This is a genomic window from Roseovarius sp. (genome assembly GCF_040223625.1).
GTDB lineage: Bacteria > Pseudomonadota > Alphaproteobacteria > Rhodobacterales > Rhodobacteraceae > Roseovarius.
Map to the genome: position 1 here is coordinate 79,716 of NZ_JAVKFX010000072.1, position 13,919 is coordinate 93,634.

Annotated in this window: 13 protein-coding genes and 1 pseudogene; 6 read left to right on the forward strand and 8 right to left on the reverse strand. The window is 67.8% G+C overall.

Going from position 1 to position 13,919, the window contains the following annotated elements; all coding sequences use genetic code 11:
- Window positions 1-565 precede the first annotated feature (565 nt).
- Both RLN94_RS20555 and folP read left to right on the forward strand, forming a co-directional pair.
- A pseudogene (locus RLN94_RS20555) lies at window positions 566-1,494 on the forward strand (dihydroneopterin aldolase).
- A gap of 146 nt (window positions 1,495-1,640) precedes the next feature.
- The gene (gene folP / locus RLN94_RS20560) at window positions 1,641-2,651 is read left to right on the forward strand and encodes a dihydropteroate synthase (RefSeq protein ID WP_350125525.1); all 1,011 of its coding nucleotides are present in this window, start codon (window positions 1,641-1,643) and stop codon (window positions 2,649-2,651) included.
- Here folP and RLN94_RS20565 read toward each other — a convergent pair.
- Window positions 2,648-3,562: a DMT family transporter gene (locus RLN94_RS20565; protein WP_350125527.1), complete on the reverse strand. Its 915-nt coding sequence runs from the start codon at window positions 3,560-3,562 to the stop codon at window positions 2,648-2,650. The genes folP and RLN94_RS20565 overlap by 4 nt on opposite strands.
- Before the next feature lie 72 nt (window positions 3,563-3,634).
- Window positions 3,635-4,657, reverse strand: a complete 1,023-nt coding sequence (ilvC, locus tag RLN94_RS20570; RefSeq protein ID WP_350169524.1) for a ketol-acid reductoisomerase — start codon at window positions 4,655-4,657, stop codon at window positions 3,635-3,637.
- A gap of 128 nt (window positions 4,658-4,785) precedes the next feature.
- Here ilvC and RLN94_RS20575 point away from each other — a divergent pair, with 128 nt between their 5' ends.
- The 3 genes from RLN94_RS20575 (at window position 4,786) to RLN94_RS20585 (ending at window position 7,002) form a co-directional block, all read left to right on the forward strand.
- Complete coding sequence (locus RLN94_RS20575) at window positions 4,786-5,241, forward strand: Lrp/AsnC family transcriptional regulator (protein WP_350125532.1); 456 nt, start codon at window positions 4,786-4,788, stop codon at window positions 5,239-5,241.
- A complete protein-coding gene (locus RLN94_RS20580; protein WP_350125535.1) occupies window positions 5,238-5,696 on the forward strand; it encodes an Lrp/AsnC family transcriptional regulator in 459 nt (152 codons plus the stop codon). Before RLN94_RS20575 ends, RLN94_RS20580 begins: the two co-directional genes overlap by 4 nt.
- 178 nt (window positions 5,697-5,874) lie before the next feature.
- Window positions 5,875-7,002, forward strand: a complete 1,128-nt coding sequence (locus tag RLN94_RS20585; protein WP_350125538.1) for an aminotransferase class V-fold PLP-dependent enzyme — start codon at window positions 5,875-5,877, stop codon at window positions 7,000-7,002.
- A gap of 4 nt (window positions 7,003-7,006) precedes the next feature.
- Here the strand turns inward: RLN94_RS20585 and RLN94_RS20590 are convergent, their stop codons facing one another.
- The 4 genes from RLN94_RS20590 to RLN94_RS20605 all read right to left on the reverse strand — a co-directional run bounded on the left by RLN94_RS20590 (window position 7,007) and on the right by RLN94_RS20605 (window position 9,861).
- Window positions 7,007-7,645: a M50 family metallopeptidase gene (locus tag RLN94_RS20590; RefSeq protein WP_350125621.1), complete on the reverse strand. Its 639-nt coding sequence runs from the start codon at window positions 7,643-7,645 to the stop codon at window positions 7,007-7,009.
- A 47-nt stretch (window positions 7,646-7,692) separates the two neighbouring features.
- The gene (locus tag RLN94_RS20595; protein ID WP_350125541.1) at window positions 7,693-8,886 is read right to left on the reverse strand and encodes a UbiH/UbiF family hydroxylase; all 1,194 of its coding nucleotides are present in this window, start codon (window positions 8,884-8,886) and stop codon (window positions 7,693-7,695) included.
- Between the two features lie 28 nt (window positions 8,887-8,914).
- Window positions 8,915-9,130: a hypothetical protein gene (locus tag RLN94_RS20600; RefSeq protein WP_350125544.1), complete on the reverse strand. Its 216-nt coding sequence runs from the start codon at window positions 9,128-9,130 to the stop codon at window positions 8,915-8,917.
- Between the two features lie 86 nt (window positions 9,131-9,216).
- Window positions 9,217-9,861 (reverse strand): pyrimidine 5'-nucleotidase, encoded by a 645-nt coding sequence (locus tag RLN94_RS20605; RefSeq protein ID WP_350125547.1) that lies wholly within the window; start codon window positions 9,859-9,861, stop codon window positions 9,217-9,219.
- A 121-nt stretch (window positions 9,862-9,982) separates the two neighbouring features.
- Between RLN94_RS20605 and RLN94_RS20610 the strand changes: the two genes are divergently transcribed.
- Window positions 9,983-10,627, forward strand: coding sequence for a GntR family transcriptional regulator (locus RLN94_RS20610; RefSeq protein ID WP_350125550.1), 645 nt, complete (start codon window positions 9,983-9,985; stop codon window positions 10,625-10,627).
- Here RLN94_RS20610 and RLN94_RS20615 read toward each other — a convergent pair.
- Both RLN94_RS20615 and carA read right to left on the reverse strand, forming a co-directional pair.
- On the reverse strand, window positions 10,601-12,520 hold the full coding sequence (locus RLN94_RS20615; protein WP_350125553.1) for a glycosyltransferase: 1,920 nt from the start codon (window positions 12,518-12,520) through the stop codon (window positions 10,601-10,603). The genes RLN94_RS20610 and RLN94_RS20615 overlap by 27 nt on opposite strands.
- Before the next feature lie 93 nt (window positions 12,521-12,613).
- The gene (gene carA / locus RLN94_RS20620) at window positions 12,614-13,762 is read right to left on the reverse strand and encodes a glutamine-hydrolyzing carbamoyl-phosphate synthase small subunit (protein WP_350125556.1); all 1,149 of its coding nucleotides are present in this window, start codon (window positions 13,760-13,762) and stop codon (window positions 12,614-12,616) included.
- Between the last annotated feature and the right edge of the window lie 157 nt (window positions 13,763-13,919).

Here is a 13,919-nt window from a genome sequence, read left to right on the forward strand (position 1 = left end):
CATCTCGCGCCGTACGCCGCGCGGCCACCCCCGGTGCGAAGCCGCGCATCGACGGGCCGTGGTGCGGCGAACCAACGGGAGTGGCAGGCAGTTTATACCTGCCAAGCACATCAAACCTGCGAGCGTGCCACTCCACCCGCCAAATCGCCGTGCCGTCACGCCGGAGGCGTGCCGTACATGAGCGGCGCACCTCCGGTGCGACGGGGCGGCCCGTCGATGCGCGGCGGGCTGAAGCCCTTTGTTCCGCGCAGACGCCCCAATAAACGCCTCGCCCACCCGCGGTCGGCCGCCGCCCGGCCCCACCCCCCGTTGCGCGCCACACAACATCTCGCCTGTTGCGCCCGGAACGCCACATCAACCAACCGCTTCACAGACCCCGAAACCGACGCGATACCGACGAAATACCGACGTGATACCGACGTCCCCTTCCCTTCAAAACAACGCCGTTAACCTTCGAATCGCCTCCACCTGCCGCCTCCGCCTCCCGCCCCGTCGCATTCGCCCCTCCCCATCCGCCGCCCCCCATGCTATCTCCCGCCTCACCGACCCTGCCAGAGGACACCCCATGTCCAACGAGATCCGCCTCGCCTTGCCCACCCCTCGGCCCGCGCCGACGCCACTGCGCCCGACGGCCCGCTCGACCGCATTTCCGTCCGCGATCACGTGGTCGAGGTCGAGATCGGCGCCTTCCAGTCCGAGCGCGGCACCACCCAGCGCGTCGCCTTCAACGTCGTGGTCGAGGTGCGCCCCCTCACCGACCCGATCGACGACGATGTCGACCGCATCCTCAGCTACGACAAGGTGACCGAGGCGATCCACGCCGCGCTGGCCGAGGAACGCTTGAACCTCCTTGAAACACTGGCCGAGCGCATCGCCGAGCGCATCCTGTGGGAGCCGCAGGCGGTGCGCACCTTCGTCCGCATCGAGAAGCTCGACCGCGGCCCGGGCGCCCTCGGCGTCGAGATCGTCCGCTCCGTCTCGGACCTCAAGACCAAGCCGGTCACCCCCCATCCCGACACCGCGCCGCACCCCCACGTGGTCTACCTCACCAACGCCGCCATCCGCTCGCCCAACCTCGCCCGCTGGCTCGACCAGCTCCAGGCCCGCGCCGAGCCGGTGATCCTCTGCGTCGGCCACGCCGACACGCCCGCCCCGCAGACCGGCCACCGCATGACCCAGCGCCGCGTCGACCTGCTGGCGCTGGAACAGAACGCCTGGGTCCTTGCGGGGCGCGACGACCGCTGCGTCGTCGTGGGCAGCCGGACCGAGCTCGACTGGGCCATGAAAAACGGCCAGATCAGCGTCTGGGCCCCCTCGAAGATCGTCCTCGACGCGGTCGACGGCCCCACCACCGGCCCCGACGATCCGGTCGCGCTCGCCTCGTGGTTCGCCGGCCATATCGACGCCTCCGACCTGCTGCTCATCGGCGAAACACCCCCCGCCAACCCGCCCGTCCCCGTGCTGGTGCAGGACATCGCCCAGTCGGGGCTGTAACGATACCCGCCCCGGACGTGATCCGGGGCCCCGACCCACAAAACTCCCCGCCCCGGCCCCCGAGCCGGGGCCTCGCACCGACCAGAACCACACACAGAGGCCCCGGGTCAGGCCCGGGGCGCACACCACGCCCGAAAAAGCCCCCCATGACCTACTACCGCCCCATCCCCAACACCGACCGCGCCCGCCCCACCGGCGCCTTCCCCCTCGCCGGCGGCTGGGCCTGGTTCGACACCGTCGAGGCCCTGCACCGCGACGCCCCCTCCCGCCTCCTCCCCGCGGCCGACATCCCCGCCGACGCCCTTGAAAACCTGACCAAACCCCGCCCCCCGATCGCCGGGCTCGGCTTCGACACGCCCCGCCTCATGGGCATCCTCAACGTCACCCCCGACAGCTTCTCCGACGGGGGCGAGCACTTCTCCCCCGACGCCGCCCTCGCCCATGCCCGGACGATGGTCGACCAAGGCGCCGACATCCTCGACATCGGCGGGGAATCCACCCGCCCCGGCGCCACCGAAGTCGAAATCGAAGAGGAAATCCGCCGCACCGCCCCGGTGATCGGCGCCATAAGGGCCGAGATGGCCACGCCCATCTCCATCGACACCCGCAAGGCCCCCGTCGCCCGCGCCGCCCATGAAGACGGCGCCGACCTCGTCAACGACGTGGCGGGCTTCACCTTCGACCCGGCCCTCGCCCCCTACTGCGCCGAGAAAAACCTGCCCGTCTGCGTCATGCACGCCCAGGGCACGCCCGACATCATGCAGAAGGACCCCCGCTACGACAATGTGGCGCTCGACGTCTACGACCACCTCGCCGCCCGCGTCACCGCGCTCGAAACCCTCGGCATCCCGCGTTCGCGCATCATCGTCGACCCCGGCATCGGCTTCGGCAAGACGCTCGAGCACAACCTGACGCTCCTGCAGAACCTCGCCCTCTTCCACGGGCTGGGCTGCGCCGTCCTCCTCGGCGCCTCGCGCAAACGCTTCATCGGCACCATCGGCGGCTCCGAGTCGGCCCGCCACCGCGCCCCCGGCTCCGTCGCCGTGGCGCTGGCGGGCGTGGCACAGGGCGTGCAACTCCTCCGCATCCACGACGTCCGCGAAACGGCCGAGGCCCTCCGCCTCTGGCAGGCCGCGACCCTCGGCCGCCTCCCCTAACGCCGGAACAACCGGCTCAGCGCCCCCCACTGGCTCAGCGCCACGCCGGCGAGGATCAACGCCATCGCCAACAGCAGGCTCGGCGGCAGCGGCTCGGCCAGCAGCACCACGCCGAAGATCACCGACCACACCGGCACCTGGTAATTCACGAGGCCGAGGAACACCGGCCCCGCATCCCTAATCACCATCACCAACAGGATCTGCGCCACTCCCGTCGGCAACAGCCCGAGATACAGCAGCGCCGCCAGGCTCAACCCCGGCACATCCGTCGGCCACCCCTCGACATACAAGGCCACCGGCGCGAACAGCACCGCCGCCACCAGCAGAACCGCCGCCGCCAGCGCCAGCAGGTCCACCGCCGGGCAGAGCCGCGTGAAGATGCCCCCGATCGCGTAACAGCACGCCGCCCCCACGCAGGCGAGCTTTGCCAGGCTCTCGAAACTCTCCCCCGTCGACGCGAACGCCCCCGGCCCGATCAGCACGACCACCCCCGCCGTCCCGATACAGAACCCGATGAGCCGCCGCAGGCTCATCACCTCGCCGGGCACGAACACATGCGCCAGCGGCAACACCAAGAGCGGCACCACGGCCATGCAGACCCCGGCAAACCCCGAGGCCACCACCTGCTGCCCCCAGCTCAGCAACAGGAACGGCAACGCATTGGAAAACACCGCCATCGCCAGCACGAAGGCCCAGATCCGCCCCGCCGGCCGCCCCCTGACCGGCGGCAACCCGTGCCCCAGCGCAAAGGACAGCACCACCAGGAACGCCGCCCCCAGCCCCAGCCGCACGGCCACCACCGTCAGCGGCCCGACGCCTTCCAGCGCCACGGAAACCGACATGAACGACGCCCCCCAGATCGCCGCCAGAACGACGATCCGAAGCCAGTTGACCGGCCTGATATCCTGCATGGTCTCACCTGTCCCGGAATGAAAAAGGGGCGCCCGGCAAGGGCGCCCCTCTGCTCGTGAAAGGCATAGCCCTCAGTTCTTCGCATTGTCCACCATCTTGCCGGCGGAAATCCACGGCATCATGCCGCGCAGCGTCTCGCCCACGGCCTCGATCTGGTGGGCGTCGTTGTTCCGGCGGATCGCCTTGAACGACGGCTGGCCGACCGAACATTCGCTCATCCAGTCGCGCACGAACCGGCCCTGCTGGATATCGTCCAGAACCGCCTTCATCCGCGCCTTGGTCTCGTCATAGGGCAGGATGCGCGGGCCGCTGACATACTCGCCATACTCGGCCGTGTTCGAGATCGAGTAGTTCATGTTCGCGATGCCGCCCTCGTAGATCAGGTCGACGATCAGCTTCACCTCGTGCAGGCACTCGAAATAGGCCATCTCGGGCGCGTAACCCGCCTCGACCAGCGTCTCAAACCCCATCCGGATCAGCTCGACCAGGCCGCCGCACAGAACCGCCTGCTCGCCGAAGAGGTCGGTCTCGCACTCTTCCTTGAAATCGGTCTCGATGATGCCCGAGCGCCCGCCACCGATGGCCGAGCAATAGCTGAGGCCGATTTCCAGCGCCTTGCCCGACGCGTCATTGTGCACCGCCACGAGGCAGGGCACGCCGCCGCCCTTGACGTATTCGCCGCGCACCGTGTGGCCCGGGCCCTTCGGCGCCATCATGATCACGTCAACGCTGTCGGGCGCCTCGATCAGGCCGAAATGCACGTTCAGGCCGTGGGCGAAGGCAATCGCCGCGCCCGGCTTGATGTTGTCCTTGACGTACTTGTTCCACGTCTCCGCCTGAAGCTCGTCGGGCATGGTGAACATCATCAGGTCGCACCACGCGGCAGCCTCGGCGATGCCCATCACCTTCAGCCCCTCGCCTTCGGCCTTCTTGGCCGAGGCCGAGCCTTCGCGCAGCGCGACGACCACGTTCTTGGCCCCGCTGTCACGCAGGTTCAGCGCGTGGGCATGGCCCTGGCTGCCATAGCCCAGGATGGCCACCTTCTTGTCCTTGATCAGGTTGATGTCGCAATCGCGATCGTAATAGACACGCATGGTTCAGTCTCCTTTAACACTCTCGCCGCACTCTCTGCCGGTCAGCGTGGAAAATCACATCATTTACCCGTGCTTTTCGAAAAACCACGTGGTATTCATTCTCCGTTAACCCGGATACGTGAATTTTCATGCTCGACGACATCGACCGGCGCATCCTGCGCCATTACCAGCACGACGCGGCCCAGCCCGTGGCCGACCTGGCCGAGGCCTCGGGCGTCACGCCTGCCACCTGCGCCCGCCGGCTCGACCGGATGAAGGGGGCTGGCATCATCCGCGCCAACCGCGCGGTGATCGACTGGCGCGCGCTGGGATACGAGGTCGAGGTCAGCTTGCGCGTCACGCTCGAAAAATCCGAGCCGCGCGCGTTTGACGCATTCCTCGCCGCCGCGCGCGAGGTGCCCGAGGTCGTGGAAATCCAGACCTTCCTCGGCCGTGTCGACCTGCGCCTGTCCGTCATCGCCCGCGACATGGCCCATTACCAGGACCTCTACCGCACCGCGATCCTCTCCCTGCCCCATATCGCCGATATCGAGGGTCTGATGCACGTGGCCCGCATCAAGACCGACGAAATCCTGCCCCTATGATCGAGCTCGACACCATCGACCGCCGCCTCCTGCGCGAACTGGTCCAGGACGCCACCCAACCGGCCAGCACGCTGGGCCGCAAGCTGGGCCTGTCCCAGCCCGCCACATGGCGCCGCATCCGCCGCCTCTACGACAGCGGCGTCATCAAGGGCCAGCGCCTCGATCTCGACCATGACCAGCTGGGCTTCGGCGTCACCGTCTTCCTCGGCGTGAAACTCGCCACCAAGGGCCGGGTCAGCATCGACGATTTCGAACGCGCCGTCTCGGCCATCCCCGAGGTCCAGACGGTCGAGCACATCCTCGGCCTCTACGACTACCGCCTGCGCGTGGTGGCCCGCGACATCTCCGATTTCGAACGCGTCCTGCGCCGCCGGATCATGATGCTGCCGGGCGTGGGCGATGTCGAAGCCAACGTCATGCTCTCCGAGGAACGCCGCCCCGGCCCCATCGGCTAACTATCTGTCCGGACACGATTTCTTGAAAAGAAATCGCCCGAAATCTTTTCAAGATTTCGGCCCCACCGCGCCCGCTGTCGAAAACCGCACCCGCCCTGCCGCCTTTTTTCGGATGTGACCGCCCGCCGCCTCTGCTAAGCCTCCCGCCAAACCCCTCTTGCCCGACAGGAGCCTGACCATGACCGCCCTTCTCGACACTGTAGACCCCGACGGCCTGCTCGAATATTCCGTCGTCTTCACCGACCGCTCGCTCAACCACATGAGCCAATCCTTCCAGCAGGTGATGCGCGACATCTCCGGCATGCTGAAGGAGGTCTACAACGCCCGCGCCACCGCCATTATCCCCGGCGGCGGCACCTACGCGATGGAGGCCGTCGCCCGCCAGTTCGGCGCCGACTCCCACGCCCTGATCGTGCGCAACGGCTGGTTCTCCTACCGCTGGTCGCAGATTTTCGACATGGGCAAATTCACCGCCGAAACAACCGTTTGCATGGCCCGCCAGACCGGCAACGGCGCGCAATCCCCCTTCGCCCCGGCCCCGATCGAGGAGGTCACCGCCAAGATCCTCGAGGCCAAGCCGGACGCCGTCTTCGCCCCCCATGTGGAAACCTCCGCCGGCATCATCCTGCCCGACGACTACATCACTCAACTGGCCGAGGCCGCCCATGACGTGGGCGCGCTGATGGTGCTCGACTGCATCGCCTCCGGCTGCGCCTGGATCGATATGGAGGCCACCGGCGTCGACGTCCTGATCTCCGCCCCGCAAAAGGGCTGGTCCGCCTCTCCCTCCGCCGGGCTGGTGATGTTTTCCGACAAGGCCCTGGAACGGCTGGATAAAACCACCTCCAACAGCTTCGCCATCGACCTCAAGAAATGGCACCAGATCATGCAGGCCTATGAGGGTGGCGGCCACGCCTACCACGCCACCATGCCGACCGACGCCCTCCGCGCCTTCCGCGACACCATGCTCGAGACCAAGGAGTACGGCTTCGAGAAGCTCCGTCAGGCGCAATGGGGTCTCGGCAACGGCGTCCGCGCCATGCTGGCCGAAAAGGGCGTGACCTCCGTCGCCGCCGAGGGCTACGGCGCGCCGGGCGTGGTGGTCAGCTACACCAGCGACCCCGAGATCCAGAACGGCAAGAAATTCGCAGCGGAAGGCATGCAGATCGCCGCCGGCGTGCCGCTGGCCTGCGACGAACCCGAGGGCTTCATGACCTTCCGCCTCGGCCTCTTCGGCCTCGACAAGCTCTACGATACCGACGCCGCCAAAGCCCGCCTTCAGGCCGTGATCGACAAGGTGCTCTGACCACTCACCGCCACTTGATATTGCTGCTCTGCCCCAAGCCCCGGCGCAGGCAGAGCCAGATCACCCAGAGGCTCAGCAAAAGCCACGCCCCGCCCCAGAACAGGGTGGGGCCGGCAAACTCCTCCGCCATCATCCGGGCATCCGACCGCAGGTGCGACCGCGCGATGGTGTCGCTGAAGATATCGAGCGGCACGTAGATCATGCTGGACAGGCCGATCACCCGCAAAACAAGGTCGCTCACGTCCCGCCGAAGGTACTTCGCCGCCCCGATCATCAGCACGCCCGTCACCACCCCGAACCCGATGGCAAAAAGGCTCCGCAAGTACAGCAGCGTCACCGCCAGCAGCACAACGCCCAGGCCCCCGAGGATCACCCTGTCCCACCGCGTTTTCACCGCCGCGAGGAACAGCGCCACCCCGATCAGCAACGACCCCAGGTAGCCCGCGCTCAGGATCACGAACCGCCATCCCCCGCGCGAGGTGACCGAACCGCCCTGCATCGGGTCCAGCGTCATTCCCACCACCGACCCGCCGGTCAGCACCGTCGCCACCGCGTGCGACAGCTCGTGCAGGAAAACAACGAGTATTTTCAAGGGAATAACCACCGGCGTCCGCCACAGCACGGCAATCAGCACCACCAGCACCAGCAACTGCCAATGCCCCTTCAGCAGCGCTATGCCGCCCCGCAGGCTCAGCCCCGCGCCCCCAGCCCGATCTGCATCAGCGTCTTGCGCACCGGCGCCAGCGAATAGATCGCTTTGAGCCCCATGGCGCGTGCATCCCGCAAGGGCTGCGCATGCACCATCGACGCCCGGTTCAGCATGTCGATCCCCGTCACCCGCAGCCGCACCTCCGGATGCCGCCGCCGGTGATACGCGTCCAGCATCTCGCGGTCGCCCAGCCGCTCCGGCGCCGCCTGCGCCAGTTCCAGCAGCACCCGCATGTCGCCCAGGCTCATGTTCAAGCCCTGCGCCCCGATCGGCGGCACCACATGCGCGGCCTCGGCCACCAGCGCCACCCGCTCGGCCGACATCCGCTCCGCCACCTGGCTGATGATCGGCCAGATCGTCCGCCGCGAGGCCAGTTTCAACGGCCCGAACATCAGGCACGACCGCTCGTTCATCGCCGCCTCGAACTCCGCCTCGGGCAGGTCTTTCAGCCGCACCGCCTCGGGCCCGTCCTCCATCCACACGATGGCCGAGGAGGGCCGCCCCTCGTAATCCGGCAGGGGCACCAGCGTGAACGGCCCGCCCGAGCGGTGAATCTCGGTCGACACGTTCCCATGCGGAATGGGATGCGTCACCGCGAAGGCCAGCGCCTTCTGGCCATAGCGCGTGGTCTTCACCGGCACGCCGGCCGCCTCGCGCACCGGCGAGTTCCGCCCGTCCGCCGCGATCACCAGCCGGCAGCGCACCCGCGCTCCGTCCGACAGGCCAACACGCGCCTCGGCCTCGCGGGTAAAGACCGACGCCACCCCCGTTCCGGGCCGGAACTCCACGCTTTCCAGCCCCTCCAGATGCGCCACCATCTCCCGCCTGAGCAGCCAGTTGGGCAGGTTCCACCCGAACGGCTTCTCGGAAATATCCCCGGCGTCGAATTCCTTGACGATCCGCGGCTCGGCCACCTCGCCCCCGGCATCGACGATGCGCATCACCTGCAACGGCTCGGCCTGCGGCGCCAGCCGCGCCCACAGCCCGGCCTCCTCAAGCAACGCCTGCGCCGGCTGCAGGAACGCCGTGGTCCGCAAATCCGACCCGTCCGCATCCCGCTCCGTCACCGGCGGGGCGGGATCGACACAGATCACCCGGAACCCGGCCCGGCCGAAGATCGCCGCCGCCGCAAGCCCGGCCACACCGCCGCCCGAGATCAGGAAATCCGCGTCCATGCCGTTTGCGTCCTTTCGCCCTGCCCTGCTAGCCCAGCGTGATCCGCACGATGGTCAACATGCAGACAGGCACCATGGCCACCGCCGGAATGTAAAGCCCCGGCAGGCTCCATGTTACCACCGCCGCGGCCCAGGCCGCCAGCACAAGCAGCAGGCCCAGCAGGACAAAGGCAACCGTCCGCCCTTCGTTCTCCTGCGCATGGCCTTGAATGTCCACCGCGTCCGCCGTTTCGAGATACGCCATTTCACTCTCCATCTTCGCGTTTGTCCCGGGGCACAGATAAGCTCTTTCCGCCCGTGCGAAATGCGCGTTTCGCCGCAGGCACGCCCTCAGATCAGCCGCGCGAGGAAGCCGGTGAGGTCATCGGTATGGTGATGGATATGATCGGCCACGTGCGGCGCCTCGGCCACGTGGACGGTGCGCATGCCCATGGCGTGCGGCTCGGTCAGGTTGCGGGGGTCGTCCTCGAACATCGCGGCCTTTTCGGTCATGACGCCATCCAGTGCGAAGACCGCGTCGAACGCCGCCCGGTCGGGCTTGGGGTGAAAGCCCGCGTGCTCGACCCCGTAAATCGCGTCGAACGCCCCGCCAAGCCCCCGCTTTTCCACGACTTTCTGCGCATAGGGCGCGGTGCCGTTGGTATAGACGATCTTGCGCCCCGGCAGGCTCCGGATATGGGAATTGAGGTCGGCATCGGCCTCCAGATGATCGAGCGAGATGTCGTGCACATGGGTCAGGTAGGGCCCCGGATCGACCCCGTGCACCCGCATCAGCCCGGCCAGCGTGGTGCCATGCTCGGCCCAGTATTGCTTCCGCAAACGGTCCGCTTCGGCCCGGCCCACTTTCAGCGCGTCCATCACGAACTGCGTCATCCGCACCTCGATCTGGTCGAAAAGCCGCGCGCGGGGCGGGTAAAGCGTGTTGTCGAGGTCGAAAACCCAGGTTTCGACATGTGTGAAATACTGCTTCGGCATGGCCTCAGGATAGGCCCGCGCGCCGCCCGCTGCAACGCCAAGGCTTGATTGCCGTGCAGCCCCGCGCGTAAGGTCCGGCGGATAACGATAATGCCAACGCACCGCAGGGACACCAGAGCCGATGAAATCGCCGATCAAGGACGCCTACACGCTCATCCTCGAAGCCATCGACATGGGCATCTTCAAGCCCGGCGACCGCCTTGTCGAAAGCGATCTGGCCGAGCGGTTCGGCGTCTCCCGCACGCCGATCCGCGAGGCGCTGCAGCGGCTTGAAACCCAGTCTTTGCTGGCCCGCGACGGCCGCAGCCTGATCGTGGCCTCGCTCGACCACAACCAGTTGGCCGAGCTCTACGTGGTGCGGGCCGAGCTCGAGGGGCTCGCCGCCAGCCTCGCCGCCCGCCACGCCACCGAGGAAGAGGTCCGCGTGCTGCGCGACATGGTCGATGACGACCGCCAGCTTCTCGGCGACCCGCAGGCGCTGGCCCGCGCCAACCGGCGGTTCCACAAGCAGATTCACCTTGCCTCGCACAACCGCTTCCTCGTCCAGCAGCTTGACCTCGTGCACCGGTCGATGGCCCTGATGGCGACCACCTCGCTGGCCGCACGGGGCCGGGGCGAGGACGCGCTGCGCGAACATGACGCCATCGTCGCCGCGATCGAGGCGCGCGACGCCGACACCGCCGGAGAGGCCCTGCGCGCCCATATTTCCAAGGCGTTCGTGACGCGGCTGAAGCTCGATTCAGGGGAAGTCGAAAGCACCGTCTGACCCGCGCGGCAGCGCCCGCCGGAGGTGACCGACCCCCTGCGAGACCCCATGCGTGGTCTTGTCCCAGAAGAACGGTTTCAGCACCAGCTCGTAGAGCGCCTTGTAGGCCGCCACCGCCCCCAGCGGGCCATAGAAATGCATGCTCGGCGTCCAGAGAATGAGGTGCTTGTGCCGTGCGCGCGCCACCGCCGTGGCATGGATCGTCAGGTTGATCACCTCGATCGTCAGGAACAGCGAGCCCAGCGCCACCATCACCCAGTGCGGCAGCACCGGGTCAAGCGGATGCGGCAACCCCACCAGCACCAGCCAGAACGACCACAGCAGCGGCGCCAGCATGACCTGCGACAACGCCGTGACGAAATGCGCCTGGAACCCCAGGAAACGCCACGTGCCGAGCTGCCGCAACAGCTCCCGCGGCCGCCGCATATGGACAAGGTAGGTGGTCATGTACCCTTTCAGCCAGCGCGAGCGCTGCTTGATCCACGGCCATGGCAGGCAATTCGCCTCCTCTCCCGTCACGGTCGCCAGCATCTCCGTCCGGTAGCCATGCCGCGCCAGCCGGAAGCCAAGGTCGGCATCCTCGGTCACGTTATGCGAATCCCACGCCCCCACTCGTTCCAGCGCCTCCCGCCGGCAGAACACGGTTGTCCCCCCCAGCGGGATCGCCAGCCCCATCCGCGCCATGCCGGGCAGGATCAGCCGGAACCACGTGGCGTATTCGATGGTGAAACACCGCGCCAGCCAGTTCTGGCGCGGGTTGTAATAGTCGAGATAGCCTTGCACGCAGGCCATCTCGGGCGGCGAGGCGCCGAACTTCCGCACCACCTGCATGATCTGGTCGGGCGCCGGCGCATCCTCGGCGTCATAGATGCCGATGATATCGCCGTCACAGAAATCGAGCGCATAGTTCATCGCCCGCGGTTTCGTCCGCGGCGTGCCATCGGGCACCACGACGGCCCGGATCCACGGCGGCAGGTCGATCCCCGCCAGCGCCGCACGCGTGGCGCCATCCTCCTCCTCGAGCACGAGGATCACGTCCAGCAGGCTTTTGGGATAGGTCAGCCGCGTCAGCCGGGCCACCAACTCGTGCACGATCTCGGTTTCCCGGAAGAGCGGCACCAGCACCGACACCCGCGGCAGGGGCAGCTTCCGCAATGGCTGCGGCGCCGGAGGCTCGGGCGGGCCGACCACCAGGCCGGTCACGAAGGCCGCCATCTTGAACAGCGCCGAGATGATCAGCGTAACCACCGCCCAGCCCGCCAGCATCCCGAAAACAAGCCGTGGATAGACCACCGTCACCAGCGCCAGCGCCAGCAACAGCAGCGCCACCGCCACCAGCCGGGCTTCCCGCCGCTGCCCCCATTTGCGGCAGCTTTCCTCTTCCGGCACGCGGGTCACCATCGCCTGCGTCAGCGCAGGCCGGTGCAGTTCCGCCAGCCGGTCCTGGATCACCGGCCGCGGCGCGAACAGCACCCGCGCCGGCTTCAGCGCCACCGGCAGGTGCGGCCGGATCGCCTCGCTGCTGCGCCGGTCGCTGCAGACGATGGCAGCCTTCCCGTCGCGGTCCACCACGGGCAGCACCGCGTGCCGGATCAGCGTCTCGACCGGCGTGTCGACGTGAAACTGCGTGAGCCGGGTCAGCTCCCTCGCCGTCAGGCAGCGCGACTTGAACGCCCGCGCATTCGCCTCCAGCAACTCCGCCTCGCTCGCCAGCCCCTCGGCGCTCAGGATCCGGTCGAGCGACGCGTCCGACCGCGCCCGCACCCAGCCCGCCCGCTCGAGATCGTCCCGGCTGACGGTACCCCGGGTCAGAAGATCCCGTTCCAGCGCCGACGGCGCGGTGCCGGCGGCGAGTCTTACTGGACCAAGGTGACGTAGTTCCGAAATGCCCATGGGCCGCTCCTGGCGGTCTCAAACAGGCAAGAGGATGCAGGGACTTGGTTAAGGAAGGGTAAACAAGGGGTTAACGCCAAATCAGCGAAAAGGTTAACGGTCCATCGAGGCCGCGAAGCGTTCGAACAGGTAGAAGCTGTCCTGCGGCCCCGGGCTGGCCTCGGGGTGGTGCTGGACCGAGAAAACCGGGCGGCCATCGAGGCGGATGCCGCAGTTCGAGCCGTCGAAGAGCGACACGTGCGTCTCGGTCACCCCCTTGGGCAGGGTCTGGCTGTCGACCGCGAAGCCGTGGTTCATCGAGGTGATCTCGACCTTGCCGGTTTCGAGCTCCTGCACCGGGTGGTTGGCGCCGTGGTGGCCGTGGTTCATCTTGACCGTCCTGGCCCCCAGCGCCAGCCCGAGCATCTGGTGCCCGAGGCAGATGCCGAAGATCGGCAGGCCCTTGTCCATCACGCCCTGGATCATCGGCACGGCATACTCTCCCGTCGCCGCCGGATCGCCCGGGCCGTTCGACAGGAACACGCCATCGGGGTTCTGCGCCAGCACGTCCTCGGCGGTGGAGGTGGCGGGCATCACCGTCACTTCGCAGCCGGCACTGGCCAGGCAGCGCAGGATGTTGCGCTTGGCGCCGTAATCCACCGCCACGACCTTGTGCCGCGCCTCCTTCTGGCGGGCATAGCCATCGGGCCAGGCCCAGCGCATCTCGTCCCAGCGGTAGGATTGTGCACAGCTCACCCGCTTGGCGAGGTCCATCCCCTCGAGCCCGGCGAAGCCGCGGGCGTGGCTGATCAGCGCGCCGACATCGAAATTCCCCTCCGGATCATGGGCCAGCGCCACGTGCGGCGCGCCCTGCTGGCGGATCGCCCGGGTCAGCCGGCGGGTATCCACCCCGCCGATCGCCACGCGGCCGCGCCGCGCCAGCCAGTCCGACAGGTTTTCGGCCGAGCGCCAGTTGCTGGGCTCGGTCGGGTCCCATTTCACCACCATGCCCTCGGCCACCGGGTCGGCGGTTTCGTCATCCTCGGGGTTCACGCCCACGTTGCCCACATGCGGAAAGGTGAAGGTGACCACCTGGCCCGCATAGGACGGGTCGGTCATGATCTCCTGGTAGCCGGTCATGGCGGTGTTGAAGCACAGCTCGGCCGTGACCTGCCCCGTCGCCCCGAACCCCTTGCCATAGAAGACGGACCCGTCGGCCAGGACAAGGCAGGCGGTCGGGCGCTTTTGGGGCGAGTGGGCCATGGCGAAAGAATCTCCGGGGGGTGCAAATTGGCCGGAAACTATGGTCGCCGCCCCCGAGGGTCAAGGGCACAACCGCGCTGTTGCACCGCTGCCATCCGCGTCCACGCGCCGCATGCCGTGGCGTCGGGCGCGGTTGCCACCCCTTGCGCTTTCCGAT

Bases quoted from the DNA above. Each gene is read 5' to 3' on its own strand.
- folP (WP_350125525.1), top strand. From the start codon at position 1,641: ATGACCTACTACCGCCCCATCCCCAACACCGACCGCGCCCGCCCCACC.
- RLN94_RS20565 (WP_350125527.1), bottom strand. From the start codon at position 3,562: ATGCAGGATATCAGGCCGGTCAACTGGCTTCGGATCGTCGTTCTGGCG.
- ilvC (WP_350169524.1), bottom strand. From the start codon at position 4,657: ATGCGTGTCTATTACGATCGCGATTGCGACATCAACCTGATCAAGGAC.
- RLN94_RS20575 (WP_350125532.1), top strand. From the start codon at position 4,786: ATGCTCGACGACATCGACCGGCGCATCCTGCGCCATTACCAGCACGAC.
- RLN94_RS20580 (WP_350125535.1), top strand. From the start codon at position 5,238: ATGATCGAGCTCGACACCATCGACCGCCGCCTCCTGCGCGAACTGGTC.
- RLN94_RS20585 (WP_350125538.1), top strand. From the start codon at position 5,875: ATGACCGCCCTTCTCGACACTGTAGACCCCGACGGCCTGCTCGAATAT.
- RLN94_RS20595 (WP_350125541.1), bottom strand. From the start codon at position 8,886: ATGGACGCGGATTTCCTGATCTCGGGCGGCGGTGTGGCCGGGCTTGCG.
- RLN94_RS20600 (WP_350125544.1), bottom strand. From the start codon at position 9,130: ATGGCGTATCTCGAAACGGCGGACGCGGTGGACATTCAAGGCCATGCG.
- RLN94_RS20605 (WP_350125547.1), bottom strand. From the start codon at position 9,861: ATGCCGAAGCAGTATTTCACACATGTCGAAACCTGGGTTTTCGACCTC.
- RLN94_RS20610 (WP_350125550.1), top strand. From the start codon at position 9,983: ATGAAATCGCCGATCAAGGACGCCTACACGCTCATCCTCGAAGCCATC.
- RLN94_RS20615 (WP_350125553.1), bottom strand. From the start codon at position 12,520: ATGGGCATTTCGGAACTACGTCACCTTGGTCCAGTAAGACTCGCCGCC.
- carA (WP_350125556.1), bottom strand. From the start codon at position 13,762: ATGGCCCACTCGCCCCAAAAGCGCCCGACCGCCTGCCTTGTCCTGGCC.